The organism is Pseudomonas sp. MOIL14HWK12:I2, from assembly GCF_000510745.1.
GTDB classification, from domain to species: Bacteria; Pseudomonadota; Gammaproteobacteria; order Pseudomonadales; family Pseudomonadaceae; genus Chryseomonas; species Chryseomonas oryzihabitans.
In genome coordinates this window covers 343,794-370,045 of the sequence record NZ_AZOA01000007.1, presented here as the reverse complement: position 1 = coordinate 370,045, position 26,252 = coordinate 343,794, and the positions used below count along the sequence as shown (strand labels likewise).

The 26,252-nt window shown below is 66.1% G+C and carries 23 protein-coding genes and 1 pseudogene; 15 read left to right on the top strand and 9 right to left on the bottom strand.

What is annotated here, in order from left to right; translation table 11 throughout:
* Nucleotides 1–5: 5 nt before the first annotated feature.
* The 3 genes and pseudogenes from trpE to rpe form a co-directional block, all read right to left on the bottom strand.
* Nucleotides 6–1,484 (bottom strand): anthranilate synthase component I, encoded by a 1,479-nt coding sequence (trpE, locus tag PSK12I2_RS0104865; RefSeq protein ID WP_027597526.1) that lies wholly within the window; start codon nt 1,482–1,484, stop codon nt 6–8.
* A gap of 72 nt (nt 1,485–1,556) precedes the next feature.
* Nucleotides 1,557–2,407 (bottom strand): annotated as a pseudogene (locus PSK12I2_RS0104860) (phosphoglycolate phosphatase).
* Entirely contained in the window at nt 2,404–3,081 is a 678-nt protein-coding gene (rpe, locus tag PSK12I2_RS0104855; RefSeq protein WP_027597524.1) for a ribulose-phosphate 3-epimerase, read from the bottom strand. Before rpe ends, PSK12I2_RS0104860 begins: the two are co-directional and overlap by 4 nt.
* Nucleotides 3,082–3,219: 138 nt before the next feature.
* On the opposite strand from rpe, the gene PSK12I2_RS0104850 reads away from it, so the two are divergent.
* Entirely contained in the window at nt 3,220–4,230 is a 1,011-nt protein-coding gene (locus PSK12I2_RS0104850) for a DUF3530 family protein (RefSeq protein ID WP_027597523.1), read from the top strand.
* Here the strand turns inward: PSK12I2_RS0104850 and PSK12I2_RS0104845 are convergent.
* From PSK12I2_RS0104845 to PSK12I2_RS0104835, 3 genes are read right to left on the bottom strand one after another with little or no spacing between them, the layout of a single operon-like run.
* A complete protein-coding gene (locus tag PSK12I2_RS0104845) occupies nt 4,205–4,969 on the bottom strand; it encodes a DnaJ domain-containing protein (RefSeq protein WP_027597522.1) in 765 nt (254 codons plus the stop codon). The genes PSK12I2_RS0104850 and PSK12I2_RS0104845 overlap by 26 nt on opposite strands.
* Nucleotides 4,966–5,631, bottom strand: a complete 666-nt coding sequence (murU, locus tag PSK12I2_RS0104840) for an N-acetylmuramate alpha-1-phosphate uridylyltransferase MurU (RefSeq protein ID WP_027597521.1) — start codon at nt 5,629–5,631, stop codon at nt 4,966–4,968. The genes PSK12I2_RS0104845 and murU overlap by 4 nt, the downstream gene beginning before the upstream one ends.
* Complete coding sequence (locus tag PSK12I2_RS0104835) at nt 5,628–6,650, bottom strand: aminoglycoside phosphotransferase family protein (protein WP_027597520.1); 1,023 nt, start codon at nt 6,648–6,650, stop codon at nt 5,628–5,630. The genes murU and PSK12I2_RS0104835 overlap by 4 nt, the downstream gene beginning before the upstream one ends.
* Before the next feature lie 119 nt (nt 6,651–6,769).
* Here PSK12I2_RS0104835 and PSK12I2_RS0104830 point away from each other — a divergent pair, with 119 nt between their 5' ends.
* From PSK12I2_RS0104830 to PSK12I2_RS0104780, 11 genes are all read left to right on the top strand, one after another.
* Complete coding sequence (locus tag PSK12I2_RS0104830; protein ID WP_027597519.1) at nt 6,770–9,574, top strand: LPS-assembly protein LptD; 2,805 nt, start codon at nt 6,770–6,772, stop codon at nt 9,572–9,574.
* Complete coding sequence (locus PSK12I2_RS0104825) at nt 9,555–10,850, top strand: peptidylprolyl isomerase (protein ID WP_027597518.1); 1,296 nt, start codon at nt 9,555–9,557, stop codon at nt 10,848–10,850. The genes PSK12I2_RS0104830 and PSK12I2_RS0104825 overlap by 20 nt, the downstream gene beginning before the upstream one ends.
* Before the next feature lie 50 nt (nt 10,851–10,900).
* Entirely contained in the window at nt 10,901–11,896 is a 996-nt protein-coding gene (gene pdxA, locus PSK12I2_RS0104820; RefSeq protein ID WP_027597517.1) for a 4-hydroxythreonine-4-phosphate dehydrogenase PdxA, read from the top strand.
* Nucleotides 11,897–12,127: 231 nt separating this feature from the next.
* On the top strand, nt 12,128–12,919 hold the full coding sequence (gene rsmA / locus PSK12I2_RS0104815) for a 16S rRNA (adenine(1518)-N(6)/adenine(1519)-N(6))-dimethyltransferase RsmA (RefSeq protein ID WP_027597516.1): 792 nt from the start codon (nt 12,128–12,130) through the stop codon (nt 12,917–12,919).
* 34 nt (nt 12,920–12,953) lie between these two features.
* Nucleotides 12,954–13,340, top strand: a complete 387-nt coding sequence (gene apaG, locus PSK12I2_RS0104810; protein WP_007159739.1) for a Co2+/Mg2+ efflux protein ApaG — start codon at nt 12,954–12,956, stop codon at nt 13,338–13,340.
* Nucleotides 13,341–13,348: 8 nt separating this feature from the next.
* Complete coding sequence (locus tag PSK12I2_RS0104805) at nt 13,349–14,170, top strand: symmetrical bis(5'-nucleosyl)-tetraphosphatase (RefSeq protein ID WP_027597515.1); 822 nt, start codon at nt 13,349–13,351, stop codon at nt 14,168–14,170.
* Nucleotides 14,167–14,493: a thiosulfate sulfurtransferase GlpE gene (gene glpE / locus PSK12I2_RS0104800; protein WP_027597514.1), complete on the top strand. Its 327-nt coding sequence runs from the start codon at nt 14,167–14,169 to the stop codon at nt 14,491–14,493. Before PSK12I2_RS0104805 ends, glpE begins: the two co-directional genes overlap by 4 nt.
* A gap of 378 nt (nt 14,494–14,871) precedes the next feature.
* Entirely contained in the window at nt 14,872–16,794 is a 1,923-nt protein-coding gene (locus PSK12I2_RS0104795) for a PrkA family serine protein kinase (RefSeq protein ID WP_007159742.1), read from the top strand.
* A 76-nt stretch (nt 16,795–16,870) separates the two neighbouring features.
* Nucleotides 16,871–18,142, top strand: coding sequence for a YeaH/YhbH family protein (locus PSK12I2_RS0104790; RefSeq protein ID WP_007159743.1), 1,272 nt, complete (start codon nt 16,871–16,873; stop codon nt 18,140–18,142).
* Nucleotides 18,139–19,680 (top strand): SpoVR family protein, encoded by a 1,542-nt coding sequence (locus tag PSK12I2_RS0104785; RefSeq protein ID WP_027597513.1) that lies wholly within the window; start codon nt 18,139–18,141, stop codon nt 19,678–19,680. Before PSK12I2_RS0104790 ends, PSK12I2_RS0104785 begins: the two co-directional genes overlap by 4 nt.
* 52 nt (nt 19,681–19,732) lie before the next feature.
* The gene (locus PSK12I2_RS0104780; protein ID WP_027597512.1) at nt 19,733–20,860 is read left to right on the top strand and encodes a multifunctional CCA addition/repair protein; all 1,128 of its coding nucleotides are present in this window, start codon (nt 19,733–19,735) and stop codon (nt 20,858–20,860) included.
* Nucleotides 20,861–21,103: 243 nt separating this feature from the next.
* On the opposite strand, the gene folK is transcribed toward PSK12I2_RS0104780, so the two are convergent.
* A complete protein-coding gene (gene folK / locus PSK12I2_RS0104775; protein ID WP_027597511.1) occupies nt 21,104–21,637 on the bottom strand; it encodes a 2-amino-4-hydroxy-6-hydroxymethyldihydropteridine diphosphokinase in 534 nt (177 codons plus the stop codon).
* Nucleotides 21,634–21,987, bottom strand: coding sequence for a dihydroneopterin aldolase (gene folB, locus PSK12I2_RS0104770; protein ID WP_007159747.1), 354 nt, complete (start codon nt 21,985–21,987; stop codon nt 21,634–21,636). Before folB ends, folK begins: the two co-directional genes overlap by 4 nt.
* A 110-nt stretch (nt 21,988–22,097) precedes the next feature.
* Between folB and plsY the strand changes: the two genes are divergently transcribed.
* Nucleotides 22,098–22,667, top strand: coding sequence for a glycerol-3-phosphate 1-O-acyltransferase PlsY (gene plsY / locus PSK12I2_RS0104765; protein WP_007159748.1), 570 nt, complete (start codon nt 22,098–22,100; stop codon nt 22,665–22,667).
* Nucleotides 22,668–22,712: 45 nt separating this feature from the next.
* Here plsY and tsaD read toward each other — a convergent pair whose 3' ends face one another.
* The gene (tsaD, locus tag PSK12I2_RS0104760) at nt 22,713–23,738 is read right to left on the bottom strand and encodes a tRNA (adenosine(37)-N6)-threonylcarbamoyltransferase complex transferase subunit TsaD (RefSeq protein ID WP_027597510.1); all 1,026 of its coding nucleotides are present in this window, start codon (nt 23,736–23,738) and stop codon (nt 22,713–22,715) included.
* 205 nt (nt 23,739–23,943) lie between these two features.
* On the opposite strand from tsaD, the gene rpsU reads away from it, so the two are divergent.
* Nucleotides 23,944–24,159, top strand: a complete 216-nt coding sequence (rpsU, locus tag PSK12I2_RS0104755) for a 30S ribosomal protein S21 (RefSeq protein ID WP_007159750.1) — start codon at nt 23,944–23,946, stop codon at nt 24,157–24,159.
* A 151-nt stretch (nt 24,160–24,310) separates the two neighbouring features.
* Entirely contained in the window at nt 24,311–26,218 is a 1,908-nt protein-coding gene (gene dnaG / locus PSK12I2_RS0104750; RefSeq protein ID WP_027597509.1) for a DNA primase, read from the top strand.
* Nucleotides 26,219–26,252 lie beyond the last annotated feature (34 nt).

Sequence of the window (26,252 nt, the reverse complement as noted above, 5' to 3'; positions counted from 1 at the left end):
ATTCCTCAGACGGACTGTTCGGCAAGGGTGACGGCGCGGAACATGGCGCGACGCTTGTTGAGGGTCTCTTCCCACTCCAGCGCCGGCACCGAGTCGGCAACGATGCCTGCCCCGGCCTGCACGTGCAGTTCGCCGTCCTTGATCACCGCGGTGCGGATGGCGATGGCGGTGTCCATGTTGCCGTTCCAGGCCAGGTAGCCCACGGCGCCGCCGTAGATGCCGCGCTTGACCGGTTCCAGTTCGTCGATGATCTCCATGGCGCGGATCTTCGGCGCCCCGGACAGGGTGCCGGCCGGCAGGATGGCGCGCAGGGCGTCCATGGCGGAGAGCTCGGGCTTGAGCCGGCCGGTGACATTGCTGACGATGTGCATGACATTGGAATAACGCTCGATGACCATCTTCTCGGTCAGGGTCACGCTGCCGGTGCTGGAAACCCGGCCCACGTCGTTGCGCCCCAGGTCGATCAGCATCAGGTGCTCGGCCAGCTCCTTGGCATCGGCCAGCAGATCGCGCTCCAGCGCCAGATCGGCTTCTTCGGTGGCGCCGCGCGGACGGGTCCCGGCGATGGGGCGCACGGTGATCTCGCCGTCCTCCACCCGCACCAGCACCTCGGGCGAACTGCCCACCACATGGAAGTCGCCGAAGTTGAAGAAGTACATGTAGGGCGTGGGGTTGAAGCAGCGCAGCGCCCGATAGAGGTCGATGGGCGCCGCCTGGAAGGCGATGGACATGCGCTGCGAGGGCACCACCTGCATGCAGTCGCCGGCCAGGATGTAGTCCTTGATGCGCTGCACCGCGCCTTCGAAATCCTCGCGACTGAAGCTGGAACGGAAGCTCGGCTCCGGACCGGCCGGGGCGGACAGATCCAGGCCGCGGCGCGGCACGATGGGCTGGCGCAGGCGGTCGAGGATGTCGGCCAGGCGTGCCTGGGCGGCGTCGAAGGCCTCGGCCTCGTCCGGATCGGCCAGTACGATCGCGTGGATCTTGCCAGCCAGGTTGTCGAACACCACCACGGCATCGGACACCATCAGCAGGATGTCGGGCGTCCCCAGCGGATCGGGATTGGGGCAGGCCGCCAGGCGCCGCTCCACATAGCGCACGCTGTCGTAGCCGAAATAACCCACCAGGCCGCCATTGAAGCGTGGCAGGCCGTCCAGGGTCGGCACGCGATAGCGCGCCTTGAAGGCTTCGACGAAGGCCAGGGGATCGTCGCAGTGCTCGATCACCTCGACCTCGCGACCGGCGTCGCTGACCACCACGCGGTGTCCATGGACACGCAGGACGCGGCTGCACGGCAGGCCGATGATGGAGTAACGCCCCCATTTCTCGCCGCCCTGCACCGACTCCAGCAGATAGGAATTGGGGCCGTCGGCCAGCTTCAGGTAGATGGACAGCGGGGTGTCGAAGTCGGCCAGGGTTTCGAAGGCCAGGGGAATGCGGTTATAGCCTTGAGCGGCCAGGCGCAGGAAATCGTCGCGGGTCATGATCAGCCTCGTGGCGAGGAAAACGAAAGGTCGGGTGCACAGCGTGCCGGTCTGATACCGGCAGGGACGAAATCAGGCGCGCCAGCGCCAACGGGCCAGGGCCTTGATGACTTTCATCCATGCTCGCGAGGAGCCTGTGCGGGTGACCACCACGATGCGATCTCTTGCTCTTGGGGCGGGGGTTGAAGGGCCACGTTAGCCTAGCCGGCGCGGCATGGCAACCGGCCGGCCACCTCGGCGTGCTAGATGAACAGTTCGCGCAGATCGTCGACGACCAGATCCGGCTGCTCGCTGGCGATGGGCTCGCCATGGTTGTAGCCGTAGCTCAGGGCCACGCAGCGCACCCCGGCGGCGCGGGCGGCGCGGATGTCGTTGCGCGAATCGCCGATGAACAGCGCCTGGCCGGCCGCCACCCCCGCCTGCTGCATGACCCACAGCAGGCCCGCCGGATCGGGCTTCTGCTGCGGCAGGGTATCGCCACCGACGATCCAGTCGAAGTCGCCCAGGCCCATGTCGGCCAAGAGCGGCGCGACGAAGCGCTCCGGCTTGTTGGTGATCACCGCCAGGCGCACGCCCAGGGTGCGCAGCAGCGCCAGGCTGTCCAGCACGCCGGGATAGACGCGGGTCAGGGCGTGACTGCCGCCATAGAGCGCCATGAACAGCGCCAGGGCCTCGTCGGCGGCGGCATCGTCCACCGCGTCATGCCGCATGTCATCCGCCAGTGCTCGGCGTACCAGCACCCGGGCGCCATTGCCGATCCACAGCCGCACCTTGTCCAGCCCCGCCGGCGCGCGGCCCAGGCGTTCGAGCATGGCATCCACCGCGGCGGCCAGGTCCGGCGCCGAATCCAGCAGGGTGCCGTCGAGGTCGAACATCACCAGGGCGGGCGGATGCCCGCCACCGAGGCGTACCAGAGCGCTCATACCGAGCGGGCCTTGGCCAGTTCGGCGCGCATCGCCTGGATCACCGCGGCATAGTCGGGCTGGCCGAAGATGGCCGAGCCGGCGACGAAGGTGTCGGCCCCGGCACGGGCGATCTCGCCGATGTTCTTGACGTTGACCCCGCCATCGATCTCCAGGCGGATCGGCCGGCCGGAGGCGTCGATCAGGGCGCGCGCCTCGCGCAGCTTGTCAAGGGTGCCGGGAATGAATCTCTGGCCGCCGAAGCCGGGGTTGACGCTCATCAGCAGCACCATGTCGATCTTGTCCATGACGTACTTCAGGGCATCCAGCGAGGTGGCCGGATTGAACACCAGGCCGGCCCGGCAACCGCCGTCCTTGATCAGCTGCAGCGAGCGATCGATGTGCTCGGAGGCCTCGGGGTGGAAGGTGATGTCGGTGGCGCCGGCCTCGATGAAATCGCCGATGATGCGATCCACCGGCTTGACCATCAGGTGCACGTCGATGGGCGCGGTCACCCCGTAGTTGTGCAGCGCCTTGCAGACCATGGGGCCGATGGTGAGATTGGGCACATAGTGGTTGTCCATCACGTCGAAATGGACCATGTCGGCACCGGCGGCGAGGACCTTGTCGACCTCCTCGCCCAGGCGGGCGAAATCGGCGGACAGGATCGAGGGGGCGATGGCGAAGGGTTGCATGGGATAGCCTCGGCGAAGGTTAAGTGGCGGTATTGTAACGGAGATCCGTCTGCGGCTCGGGCGTTCCCGCTGCCCCGACGGGGCGAACGGCGGTAGGCTCGCCAGGGTCAACCGTCCCCCTGTCGAGGATTCCCGTCGATGTCGTCGCCCGCCCTGCTGCCGCTCTGCCTCCTCCTGCTCGGCCTTGCCGCCCCGGTGCTTGCCGAAGAGGCGCCCACCCCGGCACCGGAAACGCCGGCGGCGCCGGCCGCCGTGGCCCCGGCGCTGGAGCGCAGCCAGGAGCAGCAGCAGGCGCTGATGCGGCAACTGCCCGCCGAGCAGCAGAAGACCCTGCAGGCCGGCGACGAATCCTTTCTCGCCCTGCTGATGCCCGCCGCCCGGGCCAAGGCGGCAGGAACGGTAGTGCTGGTGCCGGGCGATGGCGAATCGGCCGACTGGCCCAATGTGGTGGCGCCCGTGCGCCAGCAGTTGCCCACCTTCGGCTGGCAGACCATCAGCCTGAGCCTGCCCGATCCCTATGACCCCGTGGTGGCGATCGAGCGGGACACCGCGCCGGCGGACACCGACGCCCAGGCCAACAGTGAGCAGGCGGCACCGCCGGTGACCGGCGGCAGCGGTACGGCGCCCGCCGCCCCGACCCAGGCCGAAGCCGGCAGCGGCGAACCGGCCCAGGCGGCGGTCGCACCGGTGGATCCCGAAGCCGCGGCCAATGCCCAGGCCACCCGGGTACTGGCGCGGATCGCCGCCGGCATCGACCTGGCGCTGCAACAGGGCGCCAGCCCCATCGTGCTGGTCGGTCACGGCACCGGCGCCTACTGGGCGGCGCGCTATCTGGCGGAAAAGGAACCGGCCGAGGTCAAGCAACTGGTGCTCATCGACGCCCGCGAACCCCAGGGCATGCCGCCGCGGCTGGACGCCACCATGGGCAAGACCGACCTGCAGATCGCCGATCTGGTGCACGCCCCCGGAGCGGCCGCCCAGCGGCGCAAGGAACGCGCGGCGCAAAAGGCCAACAAGGGCTATCGGCAGATCGATCTGCCGGTGATTCCCGGCGACCGGGCCGCCGAGCAGGAACAGACCGTCCGTCGCCTGCGCGCCTGGCTGGATCGGCTGCCACCGGCCGCTAGCGGAAGCCCCGCCGCGTCTTGATCACCTGGTAGGCGGCATGCAGCTCGGCGGTGCGCTGGGCAGCGGCATAGACCGCCGACTGGCCGGCCCCGGCGCCGGCTTTCTTGTCGGGGTGATGGCGCGAGAGCAGCCGCCGATAGGCCTGCTTGACCGTGGCGGCGTCGGCGTCATCGGTGACGCCGAGCAACTGCAGCGCCTTGCGATACTTTTCTTCGTTGCTGGGCTGGCGTGGCGCCGTCTGTACCGGTGGCTGCAAGGCAAGCACCTCGGCTGGGGCCAGGCCCATCGCCTGGCCCCAGCCGAGGATCTCGTCGCGATCGCCGGGGCGCACGCTGCCGCTGATCCAGACCATGCGCCAGCAGGCGCGCAGGATGCCTTCGCTGCGCTCGCTGAGGCGCTGCAGATCGGCCGTCGACGGCAGGGTGCCACCCTTGCCCTGCTCGAAGGCGGCGATGGCCTTCTTGCGGTCGTCGGCGCCCAGCCCCAGACGCTCGATCTCGCCTTCGGCCTGGCGGATGTGGGCGGTCAGCACCCGCCCGCCGCGCTTGGCCAGCCGGCCGAGCATCTGGAATTGCGCCTGGTGCTCGAAGCGCCCGGGGCGCCCCTGCCAGCGCGCCTTCCAGCCCGCCAGGGAGGTCAGTCCCAGTTGCCGCTCGCCGGCATGGGCGAGCAGCGCCACCAGCAGCGCACCGGGAATGCTGGCCACCGCCCAGCCGGCCAGGAAACCCAGCAGCGTCAGCGGCCAGAACCAGATCTTCAAGAAGCCGCCTCGAACAGCCGCTCCGCTTCCGCCAGCCGCTCCAGGGTACCGACGTCCACCCAGCGACCGTCCAGTCGCTGGCCCGAGACCTGCCCGGCGGCAATGGCCGGCCGCAGCACGTCCACCAGCTTGAAGGCTCCGGCCGTGCAACTGGCGAACAGGTGCGGATGAAGCACGGCGATGCCGCTGTAGGTGAGCTTCTCCGGGGCGTCCAGGGTGATCCGCCCGTCCACCAGGCCGAAGTCGCCGCTCGGGTGATGCAGCGGATTGTCGACCAGCACCAGATGCGCCAGGCAACCGGCCGGCAGGGTCAGGCTGCCAAAGGCGAAGTCGGTACGGATGTCGCCGTTGACCAGCACGAAGGGCGCGCTGCCCAGCAGCGGCAGCGCGCGAAAGATGCCGCCCCCGGTTTCCAGCGGCTCACCCTCGGGGGAGAAGCGGATGGCGACCCCCAGCGGACTACCATCGCCTAGGGCGGCTTCCAGCTGGGCGCCCAGCCAGGCGTGATTGATCACCAGCTCGGTGATGCCCGCCGCCGCCAGGGCCCGGATGTGGTGCTCGATCAGCGGCCGGCCGTTCACCTCGATCAGCGGCTTGGGCAGGCTCAGCGTCAGGGGTCGCATCCGCTCGCCCTTGCCCGCCGCCAGGATCATGGCCTTCATGCCTCGGCCCGCTCGGCATGCAGCTCGTCGAGCAAGGCGCCGAGGTCGGCCAGCTCGGGGCGGCGCGCCACCACGGTACGGATATAGGCGAGAAAGCGCGGGGTGTCGGCGACATAGCGCGGCTTGCCGTCGCGGTGCCAGATGCGGGCGAAGATGCCCATTACCTTGAGATGGCGCTGCACGCCCATCAGGTCCGAGGCCCGCTGGAAATCGGCGAACTCGGCCTGCACCGGAATGCCGGCGGCGCGGGCCTGCTCCCAGTAGCCCAGCAGCCAGCGCTGCACCAGCGGCTCCGGCCAGCTGAGGAAGGCGTCCTTGAACAGGCTGGTGATGTCATAGGTCACCGGGCCGATGACCGCATCCTGGAAGTCCAGCACCCCCGGATTGGGCGTGCTGAGCATCAGGTTGCGCGGCATGAAGTCCCGATGGACTAACACCTGGGGTTGCGCCAGGGCGTTGTCGATCAGCACCTCGCAGATGGCCTGCCAGCGATCGAGCTGGCTGGCGCTCAAGGTCGTGTCCAGCTCGCGGCCCACGTACCACTCCGGAAACAGACTCAACTCGCGGGCGAGCAGAGCCCTGTCGTAGAGCGGCAGGCTGCCGTTCGTCGGCTGCCTGCCCTGAAACGCCAGCAGGGCGTCGATGGCCGCCTGGAAATAATCGTCGGCATTGGCCGCATTGATCACCTCCAGGTAGGTCAGGGTGCCGAGGTCGCTCAGCAGCAGGAATCCCCGCTCCAGATCCTCGGCCAGGATGCGCGGCACATGGACCCCGGCGGCGGCCAGCAGCGCGGCCACCTGGACGAACGGACGGCAGTCCTCCTGCGGCGGCGGCGCATCCATCACGATCAGGCTGCGGCCCTCGCCCGCCCAGCGGAAATAACGGCGAAAGCTGGCATCGCTGCTGGCCGCGGTCAGGCTGCCCGCGGGCACCTCACCCCAGGCCTGCTCCCGGAAAATTTCCGGTAGAACGGTGGTCAGCCAGTCTTCTATCTGGTTTAAGCGAACATCTTCAGTCATTTACAGCGGATCCCCCGGCCCTAGCCGATGCGCAGGTCATGTTTTATTATCCGCTATCTTTTTGAGCCCATCGAGAGGCCGCGGCCCCTTAATGGCCGGCGTGCAGGACGACTTTAAGGATGGCCGTGAAAACCCCCGCGTTTCGCAGAAAATTCCCCCTCTTGGTAACCGGCAGCCTGCTCGCCATGCAGCCCGTCACCGCCCTTATCGCCGCACCCGCCGAGCAGTTCAGCTGCAGTGCCGGCGCCGGTGGTGGCTGGTCGTGCAACACCCAGGCACCGACCGCGGCCATCCCGCCCCGTCCCAGCAAGGGCGAGACCCAGGGCGTCGCCGCCGAGCCGGCCGCCCGCAAGGGCGACGATGCCGTGCTGGTGACCGAGAGCAAGGGTCGTGCCCTCAAGTCCCGCAGCGCCGACTACAGTCACCTGGACTGGGTCCCGCGCGATCAGCTGACCCCGGCCCAGCTGGCCGAGACCGGCCCCTACTGCAGTGGCGCCTATGTCGAGCCGCAGCGCCCGGGCATGTACGACGACACCCCGACGTCCAAGGCCCCGACCTACGTCTCGGCCAAGGCCTCGCGCTACGAGCAGGAGCAGCAGGTCGCCACCCTGGCCGGCGACGTGGTACTGCGGCAGGGCGGCATGCAGGTGGAATCCCAGGAAGCCAACCTGCACCAGCTGGAGAATCGCGGCGAGCTCAAGGGCAACGTCAAATTCCGCGACAACGGCCTGCTGATGGTCGGCGACAAGGCCGATCTGCAGCTGGACAACGGCCAGGTCCAGGTCGACAACGCCGAATTCGTCATGCACCAGAGCCGCGCCCGCGGCAGCGCGCTCTATGCCAAGCGTGGCGACGACGCCATCATCCGCCTCAAGGATGGCACCTACACCACCTGCGAACCGGGCAGCAACGCCTGGCAGGTCAAGGGCAACACCGTGACCCTGAACCCGGCCACCGGCCTGGGTTATGCGACCAACGCGACGCTACGGGTCAAGGACATTCCGGTCCTCTATACGCCCTTCATCTACTTCCCGATCGACGACCGTCGGCAGTCCGGCTTCCTGGCGCCCTCGATCAGCACCTCCAGCGACACCGGCTTCGCGATCACCACGCCCTACTACTTCAACCTGGCGCCCAACTATGACGCCACCCTCTATCCGCGCTACATGGCCAAGCATGGCCTGCAGACCGAGGGTGACTTCCGCTACCTGACCCGCAGCAGCGAAGGCGAGGTCTACGGTTCCTACCTCAAGGACACCGATCCGGAGCACGAGGGCGAACCGGAAGCCACCGACAACCGCTGGCTGTACGGCTGGAAGAACCGCAGCGGCCTGGATTCGCGCCTGATGGCCGAGGTCGACTACACCCGCATCAGCGATCCCTACTACTTCCAGGACCTGGACACCGACCTCGGCATCAACAAGCCGACCTACGTCAACCAGCAGGGCCGCCTGACCTACCGTGGCGACACCTTTGTCGCCGGCCTCAACGCCCAGGCCTACCAGCTGGCCACGGTCTCCGACGTGACGCCCTACAACCGCCTGCCACAGCTGACCCTGACCGGCGCCCTGCCCTACAACCCGGGCGGCCTGGACTTCACCTACGACACCGAGGCGGTGCGCTTCACCCGCAGCTTCGACGACAACACCTACTTCGACCTGGACGACAACGGCAATCGCACCAACGTGCGCAACCGCCCGGACGTCAATCTCTTCGGCCTGACCCGCGCCGAAGGCAATCGCTACCACGTCGAGCCGGGCATCGCCCGCCCGATGACCGCGTCCTGGGGCTTCCTGACGCCGTCGGTGCGCTATGCCTACACCCGCTACGACCTCGACCTGGACAGCACCGGCCAGAATGACTTGAATTCGCCGCTGGTCGGCGGTGGTCGTCGCGCCTCGGCCGGCTCCAGCGTGACCAGCTTCAACGACAGCCCGACCCGTTCGGTGCCGATCTTCAGTCTCGACAGCGGCCTCTACTTCGACCGCACCTCGAATCTGTTCGGCGAAGGCGGCAAGCAGACCCTGGAACCCCGCGCCAAGTACCTCTATGTACCCTATCGCGACCAAGACGATCTGCCAGTGTTCGATACCGGCGAATACACCTTCAGCTACAGCTCGCTGTGGCGCGACAACCGCTTCACCGGTCGCGACCGCATCGGCGACGCCAACCAGCTGGCCCTGGGTGCCACCAGCCGCTTCATCGAGCCCAACGGCTTCGAGCGCGCCAACGTCAGCTTCGGCCAGCTGTTCTACTTCCGCGACCGCGATGTCCAGCTGCCCGGCCTGACCAAGGACGACCTGGCCTATGCCCGCAGCCTGGGTCAGAACATCGACAATCCCCAGGCCACCACCTCGCGTTCGCCCTATGCCCTGGCCGGCATGTATCGCTTCAACCGCGACTGGCGCGTGAACGGCGAATTCAACTGGGATCCGACCCTGCACCAGACCGACTCCGGCAGCGTCATGTTCCACTACCAGCCGGAAGCCGAGCCGGGCAAGATCCTCAACGTCGGCTATCGCTATCGTGACAACGTCCGGGTGTTCGATCCGAACTTCGGCCGCTTCACCTACAACAGCGACGACTACAAGGTCGACCAGCACGACATCTCCTTCATCTGGCCGATCGTACCCCAGTGGTCCGCCATCGCCCGCTGGCAGTTCGACTACAACAAGAGCCGTACCCTGGAAGCCTTCGGTGGCTTCGAGTACGACAACTGCTGCTGGAAGCTGCGCCTGATCAGCCGCTACTGGCTCAAGAGCGAAGACGACGTCTTCTACACCGCCCAGAGCTCCGAAGCCGATCGCGGGATCTTCCTGCAGATCGTGCTCAAGGGACTCGGCAACGTCTTCGGCGGCAAGACCGAAGGCTTCCTGGACAGAGGCATTCAAGGCTATCGTGAACGTGAAGACCAAGCTATGTAACGCCCTGCGCCCGCTCGCCCTGGGCGCGGCGCTCGCCCTCACCCCCCTGGCTCAGGCTGCCGTGGTACCGCTGGACAAGGTCGTGGCCATCGTCGACAACGACGTGGTCATGCAGAGCCAGCTCGATCAGCGACTCAACGAGGTCAAGCAGAACATCACCCGCCGCGGCGCCGCGGCGCCGCCGGAAAGCGAATTGCGCCAGCAGGTGCTCGAGCGGCTGATCCTGGAAGACATCCAGATGCAGCTGGCCGGCCGCATGGGCGTGAAGATCTCCGACGAGGAACTCAATCAGGCCGTCGCCACCATCGCCCAGCGCAATGGCCTGAGCGTGGCCGAATTCCGCCAGGCCCTGGCCCGCGACGGTCTCTCCTACGATGCCGCGCGCGAGCAGGTCCGTCGCGAGATGATGATCAGCCGGGTGCGCCAGCGCCAGGTCGGTCAGCGCGTGCAGGTCACCCAGCAGGAGGTGCAGAACTTCCTCGCCTCGGACCTGGGCAAGCTGCAGCTGTCCGAAGAATACCGGCTGGCCAACATCCTGATCCCGGTGGCCGACAACGCCGGCAATGCCGGTCTCGACGCCGCCGCGCGCCAGGCCCAGGACACCTACAACCAGCTGCGTCAGGGCGCCGACTTCAACCAGCTGGCCATCGCCCGCTCGGCCGGGGACAACGCCCTCGACGGCGGCGAGATCGGCTGGCGCAAGGCTGCCCAACTGCCCCCGCCCTTCGACCGCCTGATCGGCAGTGTCGGCGTCGGTGGCATCACCCAGCCCGTGCGCGTACCTGGCGGCTTCGTGATCCTCAAGGTGGAAGAGAAGCGCGGAGGCGAGGCCAGCATCGTCGACGAGGTGCACGTCCGGCACATCCTGCTCAAGCCCAATGCCGTGCGCAGCGATGCCGAGACCCAGCGTCTGGCCGCGCGCCTGCGCGAGCGCATCCAGAACGGCGAGAGCTTCGCCACCCTGGCCAAGAGCTTCTCGGAAGATCCGGGCTCGGCGCTCAATGGCGGCGACCTGGGCTGGATCAATCCGGAATCCCTGGTCCCGGAATTCCGCGAGGTCATGAACAACTCGCCGGTCAACCAGCTGTCGCAGCCGTTCCGCACCGCCTTCGGCTGGCACATCCTGGAAGTCCTGGGTCGTCGGGCCACCGACAATACCCAGCAGGCCCGCGAGCAGCAGGCGTTGAATCTCCTGCGTAGCCGCAAGTACGACCAGGAGCTGCAGACCTGGTTGCGGCAGATCCGCGACGAAGCCTACGTCGAGATCAAGCAGTAACCCCGAGGCCGCAGGCACCCCCTGCGGCCTTCTTGTTTCCGGAGCCCGCCATGGCCCTGCGCTTCGCCCTGACCCCCGGTGAGCCCGCCGGTATCGGTCCCGACCTTTGTCTGCTGCTGGCCCGCGTGGCCCAGCCCCACGCCCTGATCGCCATCGCCAGCCGCGACCTCCTGGCCGCCCGCGCGCTCGAACTGGGACTCGCCATCGAGCTCATCAAGGTCGCCCCCGCGGCCTGGCCCGACCGCCCGGCACCCGCCGGTGCCCTCTATGTCTGGGACACCCCGCTGGGTGCGCCGGTGGTGACCGGCCAGCTCGACACCGCCAACGCCGCCTATGTCCTGGACACCCTGACGCGCGCCGGCCAGGGCTGCCTCGACGGCACCTTCGCCGGCATGATCACCGCGCCCGTGCACAAGGGCGTGATCAACGACGGGGGCGTGGCCTTTTCCGGCCATACCGAATTCCTCGCCGAACTGACCCACACCCCGCAGGTGGTGATGCTGCTGGCGACCGCCGGCCTGAGAGTGGCCCTGGTCACCACCCACCTGCCGCTGCGCGAAGTGGCCGATGCCATCGACCACCAGACGCTGCTGGACGTGACCCGCATCCTGCATGGCGATCTGCAGCGCTATTTCGGCGTGGCCCGGCCGCGCATCCTGGTCTGCGGTCTCAATCCCCATGCCGGCGAGGGCGGTCATCTGGGCCGGGAAGAGATCGAGATCATCGAGCCGGCGCTGGACAGCCTGCGCGCCGAAGGCCTTGATCTCGTCGGACCGCTGCCCGCCGACACCCTCTTCACCCCCAAGCACCTCGAGCACTGCGATGCCGTCCTGGCCATGTACCACGACCAGGGCCTGCCGGTGCTCAAGCACAAGGGTTTCGGCGCGGCGGTCAACGTGACCCTGGGCCTGCCGATCATCCGCACCTCGGTCGACCATGGCACCGCCCTCGACCTGGCCGGCAGCGGACGCATCGACACCGGCAGTCTGAAGGTGGCCCTGGAGACCGCCTACAGCATGGCGGCCCATCGCCGTTCGGTGACCTAAGAGGCTATTCATAACCTCGCGAGCTAGAGCCAAACAAGGCGAAAAGCCCTGAGGAAGCGGAGTTTACGAATGGTAAATGAGCATTCCGAAGGTCTTTTCAACGCAGTTTGGCCGACGCGCAGCAGGTTATGAAGAGACTCTGAGCGCTCCGGTGACGGCCAAGGGTCTGCTAAACTGGTGGGTCTTTGCCGTCTTGAAATCGCAGGCCCGCTGCCTGCGCCGGAGCACCTGATGACCGAGCTCTACCAACACCGCGCCCGCAAGAGGTTCGGCCAGAATTTCCTGCACGACGCCGGGGTGATCCATCGCATCCTGCGCGCCATCCACGGGCGATCCGGCGAGCGCCTGCTGGAAATCGGTCCGGGCCAGGGCGCCCTGACCGAGGGCCTGCTCGGCAGCGGCGCCCGGCTCGACGTCATCGAGCTGGATCAGGACCTGATTCCCCTGCTCCGACTCAAGTTCGGCCTCAATCCGCTGTTCACCCTGCACCAGGGTGACGCCATGAAATACGACCTCTCCAGCATCGCCGCCGGCGATCGACTGCGGGTGGTGGGCAATCTGCCCTACAACATCTCCACGCCGCTGATCTTCCACCTGCTCAGCTTCGCCGACATCATCGCCGACATGCACTTCATGCTGCAGAAGGAAGTGGTGGAACGCCTGGCCGCGGTGCCGGGCAATGGCGACTGGGGACGGCTGTCGATCATGGTGCAGTACCACTGCCGCGTGGAGCACCTGTTCAACGTCGGTCCAGGCGCCTTCAATCCGCCGCCCAAGGTGGATTCGGCGATCGTGCGCCTGGTGCCCCACACCGAGCGGCCCCATGTGGCCCGCGATCCGGTGCTGCTGGAGCGCGTCGTCCGCGAGGCCTTCGGCCAGCGCCGCAAGACCCTCAGGAACACCCTCAAGGGTACCCTGGACAGCGCCGCCATCGAGGCCGCCGACGTCGATCCGGGGCTGCGCCCCGAGCAGCTGGACCTGGCCGCCTATGTGCGCCTGGCCAACCAGCTGGCGTCCAGCTGAAGCCTTTCCACCCGCCTCCGCAGAGAATTCTCCCGTGACCGAGCCCGATCCGCGCTATCTCATCACCGTGCAGGTCACCACCCGCTACCTGCCCGAGCAATCCAGTGCCAGCCAGGAGCGCTACGCCTTCGCCTACGACGTGAGCATCCGCAACGACGGCCAGCTCCCGGCGCAGCTGCTCAGCCGCCACTGGATCATCACCGATGGCAATGGCGAGGCGCAGGAAGTGCGCGGACCGGGCGTGGTGGGCGAACAGCCGCTGATCGCCCCGGGCGAAACCCACAGCTACTCCAGCGGCACCCTGATGCCGACCCAGGTCGGCAGCATGAGGGGCAGCTACCAGATGGTCGCCAGCGATGGCCATCTCTTCGAAGCCGCCATCCCCACCTTCCGCCTGGCCGTACCCGGCTCGCTGCACTAGGAGTCCCGATGACGCTGTACGCCGTTGGCGATCTGCAAGGTTGCCTCGACCCGCTCAAATGCCTCCTCGACGAGGTCCGCTTCGATCCTGCGCAGGACCGCCTCTGGCTGGTAGGGGATCTGGTCAACCGCGGACCTCAGTCCCTGGAAACCCTGAGATACCTGTACGCGATGCGCGATTCGCTGGTCAGCGTCCTGGGCAACCACGACCTGCACCTGCTGGCGGTGGCCCTGGGCGGCGCCCGGCTGAAGAAACAGGACACCCTGAGCGACATCCTCGCCGCCCCCGATCGCGACGAATTGCTGCTTTGGCTGCGCCATCTGCCGCTGATCCAGCAAGATGCGGAGCGCAATTGCGTGCTGGTCCACGCCGGCCTGCCGCCGCAGTGGACGCTGGGTCAGGCGCTGAGTCTGGCCGGCGAAGTGGAAGCCGTGCTGCGCGATGACCAGGCCCATGTGCCCTTTCTCGAGCAGATGTATGGCAACGAGCCGGCGCTCTGGCAAGATGATCTCCAAGGCCAGGAACGCCTGCGCCTGATCACCAACTACCTGACGCGCATGAGATTCTGCAGCGCCGAAGGTCGTCTGGAATTCAAGAGCAAGGAAGGCCTGGACAGCGCACCGGCCGGCTTCGCCCCCTGGTTCAGCCATGAGCACCGGCTGACCCGCGACGTGCGCATCCTGTTCGGCCACTGGGCCGCGCTCAAGGGTCGCTGCGCAGCACCCAATGTCGAGGCCCTCGACAGCGGCTGCGTCTGGGGCGGCGACATGACCCTGCTCGACGTCGACGGCAACCGCCGTCATCTCTGCAGTTGCAAGGAGAAGAAATGAGCGAATTCACCTGTATCTCCCCCGAGCGGGCCCTGGAGCTGCGCAGCCAGGGCGCCCAGATCGTCGACATCCGCGATCCGCACAGCTACGCCTCCCTGCACGTCGCCGGGGCGCAGCGGCTCGACAACCAGAACATCCACGACTTCATAGCCGCCGCCGATCTGGACGCGCCGCTGCTGGTGTTCTGCTACCACGGTCACTCCAGCCAGAGTGCGGCCGCCTTCCTGGCCGGCCAGGGCTTCAGCCAGGTCTACAGCGTCGACGGCGGCTTCGAAAACTGGCGCACCCGCTATCCCGACGAGACCGCCAGCGGCCAGGCCTGAGCGGGCCTCTAGCACAGCCGATTGACGCTGTCGTTACAAGAATAAACCGAATTGGCTCTTCCACATCTCGCAGATAGGACTATTCTGGAATCAGGCCCTCCGGAAACGGCGGGCTCGATAACCGGCTTTGGACCATCGGTGTAACCACTGGAGATTCGGGGGAATTCCAGGGGGACCGTTTCCATCGGTCTCCTTCGTGCGTCTCTCGAAACCCGCCCCTAATTCTGCAGGCGTGTAAGGATCGATTAGGCAAGACGACCGCGAAGGTATTAGAGACGTTATCTTTCGTCGCCCGGCATGACCGCTCCCCACCGGCAGCAAGGCAAGGCTCCAGGCATCGATTCCAAGCTGGTCCAGGGTATCCAGCGAGGAGACGTCATGAGCATTTTCAGTCACTTCCAGGGGCGTTTTGAAGCGACTCGCCAGGAAGAGTATTCCCTTCAGGAATACCTTGAGATCTGCAAGAAGGATCGTACCGCCTTTGCCAGTGCCGCCGAGCGCATGCTCATGGCCATCGGCGAACCCGAACTGGTGGACACCACCAGTGATTCACGCCTGTCGCGCATCTTTTCCAACAAGGTCATCCGCCGCTATCCGGCCTTTGCCGACTTCCATGGCATGGAAGACTGCATCGAACAGATCGTGTCCTACTTCCGCCATGCGGCGCAGGGGTTGGAAGAGAAGAAGCAGATCCTCTATCTGCTCGGCCCGGTGGGCGGCGGCAAGTCGTCCCTCGCGGAGAAACTCAAGCACCTGATCGAGAAGATCCCCTTCTACGCCATCAAGGGCTCGCCGGTATTCGAATCGCCTCTCGGGCTGTTCAATCCCGACGAAGACGGCCAGATCCTCGAAGAGGACTACGGCATCCCCCGTCATTACCTGCGCAGCATCATGTCGCCCTGGGCGGCCAAGCGCCTGCAGGAATTCGGCGGCGACATCAGCAAGTTCCGGGTGGTCAAGCTCTACCCCTCCATCCTCAACCAGATCGCCATCGCCAAGACCGAACCGGGCGACGAGAACAACCAGGACATCTCCGCGCTGGTGGGCAAGGTGGACATCCGCAAGCTGGAGGAATACCCGCAGAACGATGCGGACGCCTACAGCTATTCCGGCGCCCTGTGCCGGGCCAACCAGGGCCTGATGGAATTCGTGGAGATGTTCAAGGCCCCGATCAAGGTCCTGCACCCTTTGCTGACCGCGACCCAGGAAGGCAACTACAACAGCACCGAAGGCCTCGGCGCCCTGCCCTACAGCGGCATCATCCTGGCCCACTCCAACGAATCCGAGTGGCACACCTTCCGCAACAACAAGAACAACGAGGCCTTCATCGACCGGATCTACATCGTCAAGGTGCCCTACTGCCTGCGCGTCTCCGACGAGATCCACATCTACGACAAGCTCTTGGTCAACAGCTCCCTGGCCAGCGCCCATTGCGCGCCGGATACCCTGAAGATGCTGGCCCAGTTCTCGGTGCTCTCGCGCCTCAAGGAACCGGAAAACTCCAACATCTATTCGAAGATGCGCGTCTATGACGGCGAGAATCTCAAGGACACCGATCCCAAGGCCAAGTCGATCCAGGAATACCGCGACAGCGCCGGGGTCGACGAGGGCATGAACGGCCTCTCGACCCGCTTCGCCTTCAAGATCCTCTCGCGGGTGTTCAACTTCGACGCCAACGAGATCGCGGCCAACCCGGTGCACCTGCTCTATGTGCTGGAGCAGCAGATCGAAGCCGAGCAATTCCCGGCCGAGACCCGCGAGCGCTACATGAGATTCATCAAGGAATACCTGGCGCCGCGCTACGTGGAATTCATCGGCAAGGAGATCCAGACCGCCTACCTCGAGTCCTACAGCGAATACGGCCAGAACATCTTCGACCGCTATGTGCTCTATGCCGACTTCTGGATCCAGGACCAGGAATACCGCGATCCGGAAACCGGCGAGATCCTCAATCGCGCCTCCCTCAACGAGGAACTGGAAAAGATCGAAAAACCCGCCGGCATCAGCAATCCGAAGGATTTCCGCAACGAGATCGTCAACTTCGTGTTGCGCGCCCGTGCCAACAATAACGGCAAGAATCCGAGCTGGCTGTCCTACGAGAAGCTGCGTGCGGTGATCGAGAAGAAGATGTTCTCCAACACCGAGGAGTTGCTGCCGGTCATCAGCTTCAATGCCAAGGCCAGCAAGGAAGACCAGCAGAAGCACAGCGACTTCGTGACCCGCATGGTCCAGCGCGGGTACACCGAGAAGCAGGTGCGACTGCTGTCCGAGTGGTATTCACGGGTACGCAAGTCGCAGTAAGGCAGCCTGAGGCTGAACCCGCGACGACGCGCCTGCCGCGTCGTCGTGGCGTCCTGCAATAGCCCGGAGGGCCTGTATGAGTTATGTCATCGACCGGCGTCTAAACGGCAAGAACAAGAGCACGGTGAACCGCACGCGTTTCCTGCGGCGTTATCGTGAGCACATCAAGAAGGCGGTCGAGGAAGCCGTGAGTCGGCGCTCCATCACCGACATGGAGCACGGCGAGCAGATCAGCATTCCTGCCCGCGACATCGACGAACCCGCGCTGTACCAGGGCAAGGGCGGACGCCAGACCATCGTCCATCCGGGCAACAAGGAATTCGTCAGCGGCGAGCGCATCCCGCGGCCCCAGGGCGGCGGCGGTGGTCAGGGCCAGGGCAAGGCCAGCAACAGCGGCGAAGGCATGGACGAATTCGCCTTCCAGATCACCCAGGACGAATTCCTCGATTTCATGTTCGAGGATCTGGAGCTGCCCAACCTGGTCAAGAAGCAGCTGACCGGCACCGACACCTTCAAGACGGTCCGCGCCGGCATCAGCAACGAGGGCAACCCCGCCCGGATCAACATCATCCGCACCCTGCGTGCCTCCCATGCCCGGCGCATCGCCCTCTCCGGCGGCAGCCGCAACAAGCTGCGCGAGGCCAAGGCCGAACTGGCGCGGCTGCGGGTGGAGGAGCCCGACAACCTCGGTGACATCCAGGCGCTGGAAGCCGAGATCGAACGGCTGCGCGCGCGTATCGACAAGGTGCCCTTCCTCGACACCTTCGACCTCAAGTACAACCTACTCTCCAAGCAGCCCAGCCCCAGCTCCAAGGCGGTGATGTTCTGCCTGATGGACGTCTCCGGCTCCATGACCCAGGCGACCAAGGACATCGCCAAGCGCTTCTACATCCTGCTCTACCTCTTTCTCAAGAGAAACTACGAGCGCATCGAGGTGGTGTTCATCCGCCACCACACCAGCGCCAAGGAAGTGGACGAGGAAGAGTTCTTCTACTCCCGCGAAACCGGCGGCACCATCGTCTCCAGCGCCCTCAAGCTGATGCAGGAGGTCATGGCCGCGCGCTATCCGGTCAACGAATGGAATCTCTATGCCGCCCAGGCCTCCGACGGCGACAACTGGAACGACGACTCGCCCATCTGCCGGGAGATCCTGACCAAGCAGATCCTGCCGTTCATGCAGTACTACACCTATGTGGAAATCACCCCACGCGAGCACCAGGCGCTGTGGTACGAATACGAGAACGTCCGGGGCAGCTTCCCGGATTCCTTCTCGCAGCAGCAGATCGTCTCGGCGGGGGATATCTATCCCGTGTTCCGCGAACTGTTCCAGCGGAGACTCGTGTCATGAAACGTGAGCCCATCTCCACCGGCTCGGAATGGACCTTCGAGCTGATCCAGACCTATGACCGGGAGATCGCCCGGATCGCCAAGCGCTATGCGCTGGACACCTATCCCAACCAGATCGAGGTGATCACCGCCGAGCAGATGATGGACGCCTACGCTTCCGTCGGCATGCCCATCGGCTACAACCACTGGTCCTATGGCAAGCACTTCCTCCACACCGAGAAGCACTACAGCCGCGGCCAGATGGGGCTGGCCTACGAGATCGTGATCAACTCCGATCCCTGCATCGCCTACCTCATGGAAGAGAACACCATGACCATGCAGGCGCTGGTGATCGCCCACGCCTGCTACGGCCACAACAGCTTCTTCAAGGGCAACTACCTGTTCCGCACCTGGACCGATGCCAGCTCCATCATCGACTACCTGGTGTTCGCCAAGCAGTACATCACCCAGTGCGAGGAACGCCATGGCATCGATGCCGTGGAAGAACTGCTGGATTCCTGCCATGCGCTGATGAACTACGGGGTGGACCGCTACAAGCGGCCCTATCCCATCTCCGCCGCCGAGGAACGCCAGCGGCAGAAGGAGCGCGAGGAGCAGCTGCAGCGCCAGGTCAACGACCTCTGGCGGACCATTCCCAAGATGGCCGGCAAGGAAGCCCACGACGAAGGGGCGCGCTTCCCCAGCGAACCTCAGGAAAACATCCTCTATTTCGTGGAAAAGCACGCGCCGCTGCTGGAGCCCTGGCAGCGCGAAGTGATCCGCATCGTGCGCAAGATCGCCCAGTACTTCTATCCCCAGCGCCAGACCCAGGTGATGAACGAGGGCTGGGCCACCTTCTGGCACTACACCCTGCTCAACGATCTATACGACGAGGGCCTGGTCACCGAAGGCTTCATGTTCGAATTCCTGCAATCCCACGCCGGGGTGATCTACCAGCCGGGCTTCGACAGCCCCTATTACAGCGGTATCAACCCCTACACCCTGGGCTTCGCCATGTTCCGCGACATCCGCCGCATCTGCGAGGACCCCACGGACGAAGACCGCCGCTGGTTCCCCGAGATCGCCGGCAGCGACTGGCTGGCCACCGTCACCTTTGCCATGAAGAGCTTCAAGGACGAGAGCTTCATCCTGCAATACCTCTCGCCCAAGGTGATCCGCGACCTCAAGCTGTTCAGCATCCTCGATGACGACCAGCGCGACGAACTGGAAGTGGCGGCCATCCACGACGACGGCGGTTATCGGCTGATCCGCGAGCAACTCGCCGCCCAGTACAACCTGGGCAATCGCGAGCCCAATGTGCAGATCTGGAATGTCGATCGGCGTGGCGATCGTTCGCTCACCCTTCGCCACTTCCAGCATGACCGCAAGCCGCTGGGCAACTCCACGGACGAGGTGCTCAAGCACCTGCACCGACTCTGGGGTTTCGATATCCGCCTGGAAAGCATGAGGGGCGACGACGTGGCCCAGAGCTTCCAGGTTCCACCCCGCCACGAGAGCCGCGATCACGACCGGCGTCTGGATCTGGCTTCGCCGATCTGAGCCGAGCCAATCTTTCGGGCTATCCTAGACCTCCGAAAGGAGGTCTTTTTCTATGCAAATCTACAAGGTGGGCGGTGCCGTACGGGATCGCCTGCTCGGTCGCCCGGTAACGGAGGTCGACTGGGTCGTGGTGGGTGCCACCGCCGAAGCCCTCGCTGCCCAGGGCTATCGCCCGGTGGGCGCCGACTTCCCGGTTTTTCTGCATCCCCAGACCGGCGAGGAATACGCCCTGGCCCGCACCGAACGCAAGAGCGGGCGTGGCTATGGCGGCTTCACCTTTCATGCCGCGCCCGATGTCACCCTGGAGCAGGATCTGATCCGCCGCGATCTCACCGTCAACGCCATGGCCGAAGACGACGATGGCCAGGTCATAGATCCCTACGGTGGACGCGCGGATCTCCAGGCGCGCCTGTTGCGCCACGTCTCTCCCGCCTTCGCCGAAGATCCGCTGCGCGTGTTGCGGGTCGCCCGCTTCGCCGCCCGCTATTGCAGCCTGGGTTTCCAGGTGGCGCCCGAGACGCTGCTGCTGATGCAGGACATGGTCGCCAGTGGCGAGCTGGATGCCCTGACCGCCGAACGACTGTGGAAGGAAATCTCCCGCGCCCTGCTCGAAGAGCGACCCGATGTTTTCATTCGGGTGCTGCACAACTGCGGCGCCCTGGCCGCGCTGCTGCCGGAGGTGACTGCCAGCTTCGCCGGCGAGCAGCCCGAGCCGGGTGCCCGGGTCTATGCCATCCTGCGCCAGAGCGCCGAGGTCCAGGCCTCGCTGAACGTGCGCTGGGCCTGCCTGCTGCTGGACGTACCGGAAGAGCAGCACGCCGCCCTCAACGCCCGCCTCAAGGTGCCACGCGATCCCGCCGAGCTGGCCTTGCTGCTGGCGCGCCACTGGCCCACGGCGCTGCAGGCCCGACAGCTGACCCCGGAGGCTTGGTTCGAGCTGCTGCAGGGCTTCGACGTGCTGCGCCGCCCGGCGCGCTTCGAGGAGTTCCTCCAGGCCTGCGCCTGTGCCGCAGCGGTCAGGCCCGCCGAGGGCGAGCCACCGCTGGCGCTGCTGCGTCAGGCGGCCGAGGTAGTGCGCGGGGTCGCGGTCCAGCCGCTGGTCGCCCAGGGCTTCAAGGGTGCCGCCCTGGGCGAGGCCCTCAAGCAAGCCCGCATCGAGGCCCTGGCGCAGCTTTCGTAGGTTGGCGCTGAGCACAGCGCAGCTCTTCCCCAGCGACCCTCACCCCAACCCTCTCCCTGAGGGAGAGGGGGTTGTCCGAGCGAAGCGAAGCCTGTGCTAGAGCCGTAGCGTGGAAAACGGCGCAGCCTTTTCCACTGGGGAGCCTTCGCGAGGCGTGCCCTCACCCCAGCCCTCTCCCAAAGGGAGAGGGAGAAGAGTTCCCGCAGGTTGGGTTGAGCGCAGCGAAGCCCAACGACCGTCGCGCTACACTCGATCGGCGCCCAGCAACGCGTCTGGCGTCAGTTCCATACCCTTCCAGCGGAACGCCACCGGCCGCAGCACCTGGGGGGTCTGGCCACACATCACCTGCCACAGCTCGTCAAAGCGCCTACCGTTGTCCGGATGCCGTCGTTCGCCGGCCAGCAGGGCCAGTGGCCAGAGCACGAAGGCGTTGCGCAGGATCTCGGCGCGCGGCAGGGTCAGGCCGGCGAACTCGCCGGTCAGGTCGCCGTGCAGCAGGATGTCGATGTCCAGTGGCAGACCCTGGCGATCCGGTGCATAGCGCCCGCTGCGGGTTTCGATGGCCTTGAGTCTCTGACTCAAGGTGGCGGGATCGAGGTCGGTGTCGCCGGCTACGACGAGATTGAAGAAGGGCGCACTGCGGATGCCTACTGCCTCGCTTTCGAACACTGGCGAGCAGTGCAGATCGGTCAGCAGCTCGGCGAGTTCGTCCAGGGCCATGCCCAGGTGCTGCTCGCGCTGGATGTTGCTGCCCAGCCCCAGATAGACCCGGGTCACGCCTGCCCCCGCTCGATCTCCACGCCCACGCCACGAGCGGTCGGCACCGCGCCGGGCTTGGTGATGCGCAGGCGCAGCCAGGGCAGCTTGAATTCCGCCTGCAGCAGGGCGGCCAGGCGCTCGGCGAAGGTCTCGACCAATTCGAAGGCGGTCTCGTGGGCAAAGGCGGTGATGCGCTCGGCCACTGCCGCGTAGTTCAGGGTATGTTCGAGTTCGTCGTTCGCCGCCGCCGCGCGGATGTCCCAGCCCATGGTGAGATCGATGCGCAGGCACTGGCGGATGTCACGCTCCCAGTCGTACACCCCTATCACGGTGTCGACCTCGAGTCCCTCGATGAAAACCTTGTCCACTGCCTTTGCCTCGCACCTTTGTCGTGCTCTGTGTGATCGTCACCGCCGGCCTATCGTCGGGCGGCGGGCTGTCGGTAGAATCGAGCCTTCTCCTGGCGCGGAACCCTACCATGTTCTGGCTGCTGCTCCTGCTGGCCTATCTGCTGGGCTCGCTGTCCTTCGCCGTGCTGCTCAGTCGCCTGTTCGGCACCCGCGACCCGCGTCACGACGGCTCCGGCAATCCCGGCGCCAGCAACATGCTGCGCCTAGCCGGACGCAAGCTGGCCCTGCTGACCCTCGCCGGCGACCTGAGCAAGAGCCTGATCCCCGTACTGATCGCCCAGCAACTGGGGCTTGCACCCCTGCAGCAGGCCTGGATCGGGCTGGCCGCCGTGGTCGGCCATCTCTATCCGCTGTACTTCCATTTCCGCGGTGGCAAGGGCGTCGCCACGGCGGCCGGGCTGCTGCTCGGCCTTTATCCGCCAGCGGCGCTGCTAGGGCTGGTGCTCTGGGCCGCGGTATTCGCCAGCCTGAGGATCGCTTCCCTGGCGTCCCTGGTCGCGGTGCTCGGCATCCTGCCGCTGTTCGCCTGGCAACGTCCGGACCTGCTGGCGCCGATGCTGCTGCTCGCCCTGCTCATCCTGATTCGCCACCGCCACAACCTGCGCGCCCTGCGCCAGGGGACCGAGCGTCATTTTTGACCCTGGCGCCGTCCGGGGATTGCCCGCTGGCGCCCTCCGCCCGTCTCAGAGCGCCGCCAGCTGCTCCATGGGCCAGCGCGCCTTGACGGCGATGGCCGGGCCTTCCTGCTGGCCGGCCAGCAGCCGCTGGCAACCGGCATAGGCGATCATGGCACCGTTGTCGGTGCAGAAGCGCGGCCGCGCATAGAAGACGTGACCACCCAGTTCGCCGAGCATCTGCTCCAGGTTCTCGCGCAGCGCGCGGTTGGCGCTGACGCCACCGGCGATCACCAGCGACTTGAGCCCGGTCTGCTTCAGCGCGCGCTTGCACTTGATCGCCAGGGTCTCGACCACCGCCGTCTGGAAGGCCAGGGCGATGTCGCAGCGGGTCTGCTCGCTGTCGTCACCGGCCGCCCGGCAGCGCTGCCAGGTGGTGAGGGTAAAGGTCTTGAGGCCGCTGAAGCTGAATTCCAGGCCGGGCCGATCGGTCATGGGGCGCGGAAAGACGAAGCGCCCCGCCACGCCGCGCTCGGCCAGGCGGGCGATCTCCGGTCCACCGGGATAGCTCAGGCCTAGTAGCTTGGCGGTCTTGTCGAAGGCTTCGCCGGCGGCATCGTCCAGGGACTCGCCCAGCACGCTGTAGCGGCCGATGCCATCGACCTGCACCAGCTGGGTATGGCCACCGGAGACCAGCAGGGCGACGAAGGGAAATTGCGGCGGCTGCTCTTCGAGCATGGGCGCCAGCAGATGACCTTCCATATGGTGGACGCCCAGGGCGGGCACGCCCCAGGCCAGCGCCAGCGCCTGGGCACAGGCCGCGCCCACCAGCAGGGCGCCGACCAGGCCGGGGCCGGCGGTGTAGGCGATGGCGTCCACATCCGCGGGACGGCTGCCCGCCGCGTCCAGCACTTCGCGGATCAGCGGCAGCATGCGCTTGACGTGATCGCGCGAGGCCAGCTCCGGTACCACGCCACCGTAGACGCGGTGCAGATCGATCTGGCTGAACAGCGCATCGGCCAGCAGGCCGCGCTCGCTGTCGTAGAGGGCGACGCCGGTTTCATCGCAGGACGTTTCCAGTCCCAGAACACGCATGGAGATAAGCCTTCGAGGGTATAGAATGTCAGGCTGCGCATGATAAGCGCCGCTTCCAGCACCGGCCAGCGCTTTTCGTCCGCCGGGGCTTGGCAGCGGGGCAGTTGAAGCGTTACTATCCGCAACCCTTAAAAACCGACGCTTCCCGTGCCCTTTTGCCGCTAGCGTTGGATTAAACCTCGGTAAATTTGAAGGTACGACCTGGATGCCCAACGTCAAAGTCAAAGAAAACGAACCCTTCGACGTAGCGCTGCGTCGTTTCAAGCGTTCCTGCGAGAAGGCCGGTGTACTGGCCGAAGTGCGTAGCCGCGAGTTCTACGAAAAGCCCACCGCCGAGCGCAAGCGTAAAGCTGCCGCCGCGGTCAAGCGCCACGCCAAGAAAGTACAGCGCGAGCAGCGCCGTCGCGAGCGTCTGTACTGAGTTACAGCGCTCCTCTGGCGTCATCAAACAACCCGACCTCTGGTCGGGTTGTCTGTTTCTGGCCTTCCCGCTTCGCCCTGGCGCACTCTGGCGCTAGACTGCCCTCCTCGCTTCATCCTCCGCTCTTCGCCCCTCTATCCAGACGCTGACCATGGCCGGACTCATCCCGCAAGGCTTCATCGACGACCTGCTCAATCGCACCGACATCGTCGAGGTGGTGGGCGCGCGGGTGAAGCTCAAGAAGGCCGGCAAGAACTGGATGGCCTGCTGCCCCTTCCATAACGAGAAGACGCCCTCCTTCAGCGTCAGCCCCGACAAGCAGTTCTACTACTGCTTCGGCTGCGGTGCCGGCGGCAACGCCCTGGGCTTCATCATGGACCACGACAACCTCGAATTCCCCGAGGCGGTCGAGGAGCTGGCCAAGAAGGCCGGCGTGGACGTGCCGCGCGAAGAGAGCGGTGGTCGACGCAAGCCGCGGCAACCCACGGACTCCCCGCTCTACCCGCTATTGGCCGCTGCCGCCGAATACTATCGCCTGGCGCTGCGCAACCACCCCAAGCGCCAGGCAGCGGTCGACTACCTGAAGAAGCGCGGCCTCACTGGCGAGATCGCCCGGGACTTCGGCCTGGGCTTCGCCCCGCCGGGCTGGGACAACCTGAGCAAGCACCTGGGCGGCGACGACCTGCAGCAGAAGGCCATGCTCGACGCTGGCCTGCTGGTGGAGAACGCCGAGAGCGGCAAGCGTTACGATCGCTTTCGCGACCGGGTGATCTTTCCGATCCGCGACAGCCGGGGCCGGGTCATCGCCTTTGGCGGCCGGGTACTGGGCGACGACAAGCCCAAGTACCTCAACTCGCCGGAGACCCCGGTGTTCCACAAGGGCCAGGAACTCTACGGCCTGTTCGAGGCGCGCAAGCACAACCGCGACCTGGACGAGATCCTGGTCGTGGAAGGCTACATGGACGTCATCGCCCTGGCCCAGCAAGGCATCCGCAATGCCGTGGCCACCCTGGGCACCGCCACCAGCGAAGAGCACATCAAGCGGCTGTTCCGCATCGTGCCGAGCATCCTGTTCTGCTTCGACGGCGACCAGGCCGGTCGCAGCGCCGCCTGGCGCGCCCTGGAATCGGCCCTGCCGGTGCTCAAGGACGGCTTCCGGGTGCGCTTCCTGTTCCTGCCCGAGGGCGAGGACCCGGACACCCTGGTGCGCGCCGAGGGGGCGGACGCCTTCCAGGCGCGCTTCGTCCAGCAGGCCCAGCCGCTGGCCGAGTATTTCTTCCAGCAACTGATGATCGAGGCCGATCCGGCCACCCTGGAAGGCAAGGCGCACCTGGCCACCCTGGCGGCGCCGCTGATCGAGAAGATTCCCGGTAACAACCTGCGCCTGCTGATGCGCCAGCGCCTGAGCGAACTCACCGGCCTCGGCAACGATGCGCTGAGCCAGCTGGCGCCGTCCGCCCCGCCGCAGGATGCCCCGCCCCCGGACTATGGCGACTACGCCTATGCCCATGCCGAGGAAGCCCCGGCGCAGCAGCAGTGGACGCCCCGCCGCGAAGGCAAGGGGGGGCGTGACGGCAAGGGCTGGAAAAAGGATTTCAACGGCAAGGGCGGCGGCGAGCGTATTCCCCGTCAGCCACCGGTCAAGGTGGAGACCCCGGTGCTGGCCGCGCTGCGCAGCCTGCTGCACCACCCGACCCTGGCCCAGGCGGTGCAGGACGCCCGCAACCTGGCCGAGGAAAGCGATCAGTACGCCCAGTTGCTGGTTGCCTTGGTCGAGGCGCTGCAGAAGAAGCCCGGGCAGAGCACCCTGGCGCTCATCGCTCGCTGGCACGGCACCGAACAGGGTCGACTGCTGCGCGCTCTGGCGGAAAAAGAATGGCTGATTGCCGGGGACAACCTTGAACAACAGTTTTTCGACACCATAACGAGGTTAGCCGCCAGCCAGCGTGATCGCCTGCTGGAGCAACTCCTACGCAAGGCGCGACAGAGCGAACTGAGCTCCGAAGACAAGGACCGCCTACGTGAACTCCTCAGCCGTCCGGCGGGGTCCGTGACCTAACTGGCACGACAACCGTCTAACCGGCTATAATGTT

Excerpts from the sequence above, each read along its gene's own strand:
- trpE (WP_027597526.1), bottom strand. The coding sequence starts at position 1,484 with ATGACCCGCGACGATTTCCTGCGCCTGGCCGCTCAAGGCTATAACCGC.
- rpe (WP_027597524.1), bottom strand. The coding sequence starts at position 3,081 with ATGCAACCCTTCGCCATCGCCCCCTCGATCCTGTCCGCCGATTTCGCC.
- PSK12I2_RS0104850 (WP_027597523.1), top strand. The coding sequence starts at position 3,220 with ATGTCGTCGCCCGCCCTGCTGCCGCTCTGCCTCCTCCTGCTCGGCCTT.
- murU (WP_027597521.1), bottom strand. The coding sequence starts at position 5,631 with ATGAAGGCCATGATCCTGGCGGCGGGCAAGGGCGAGCGGATGCGACCC.
- PSK12I2_RS0104835 (WP_027597520.1), bottom strand. The coding sequence starts at position 6,650 with ATGACTGAAGATGTTCGCTTAAACCAGATAGAAGACTGGCTGACCACC.
- PSK12I2_RS0104830 (WP_027597519.1), top strand. The coding sequence starts at position 6,770 with ATGGCCGTGAAAACCCCCGCGTTTCGCAGAAAATTCCCCCTCTTGGTA.
- pdxA (WP_027597517.1), top strand. The coding sequence starts at position 10,901 with ATGGCCCTGCGCTTCGCCCTGACCCCCGGTGAGCCCGCCGGTATCGGT.
- rsmA (WP_027597516.1), top strand. The coding sequence starts at position 12,128 with ATGACCGAGCTCTACCAACACCGCGCCCGCAAGAGGTTCGGCCAGAAT.
- PSK12I2_RS0104805 (WP_027597515.1), top strand. The coding sequence starts at position 13,349 with ATGACGCTGTACGCCGTTGGCGATCTGCAAGGTTGCCTCGACCCGCTC.
- glpE (WP_027597514.1), top strand. The coding sequence starts at position 14,167 with ATGAGCGAATTCACCTGTATCTCCCCCGAGCGGGCCCTGGAGCTGCGC.
- PSK12I2_RS0104795 (WP_007159742.1), top strand. The coding sequence starts at position 14,872 with ATGAGCATTTTCAGTCACTTCCAGGGGCGTTTTGAAGCGACTCGCCAG.
- PSK12I2_RS0104790 (WP_007159743.1), top strand. The coding sequence starts at position 16,871 with ATGAGTTATGTCATCGACCGGCGTCTAAACGGCAAGAACAAGAGCACG.
- PSK12I2_RS0104785 (WP_027597513.1), top strand. The coding sequence starts at position 18,139 with ATGAAACGTGAGCCCATCTCCACCGGCTCGGAATGGACCTTCGAGCTG.
- PSK12I2_RS0104780 (WP_027597512.1), top strand. The coding sequence starts at position 19,733 with ATGCAAATCTACAAGGTGGGCGGTGCCGTACGGGATCGCCTGCTCGGT.
- plsY (WP_007159748.1), top strand. The coding sequence starts at position 22,098 with ATGTTCTGGCTGCTGCTCCTGCTGGCCTATCTGCTGGGCTCGCTGTCC.
- tsaD (WP_027597510.1), bottom strand. The coding sequence starts at position 23,738 with ATGCGTGTTCTGGGACTGGAAACGTCCTGCGATGAAACCGGCGTCGCC.
- rpsU (WP_007159750.1), top strand. The coding sequence starts at position 23,944 with ATGCCCAACGTCAAAGTCAAAGAAAACGAACCCTTCGACGTAGCGCTG.
- dnaG (WP_027597509.1), top strand. The coding sequence starts at position 24,311 with ATGGCCGGACTCATCCCGCAAGGCTTCATCGACGACCTGCTCAATCGC.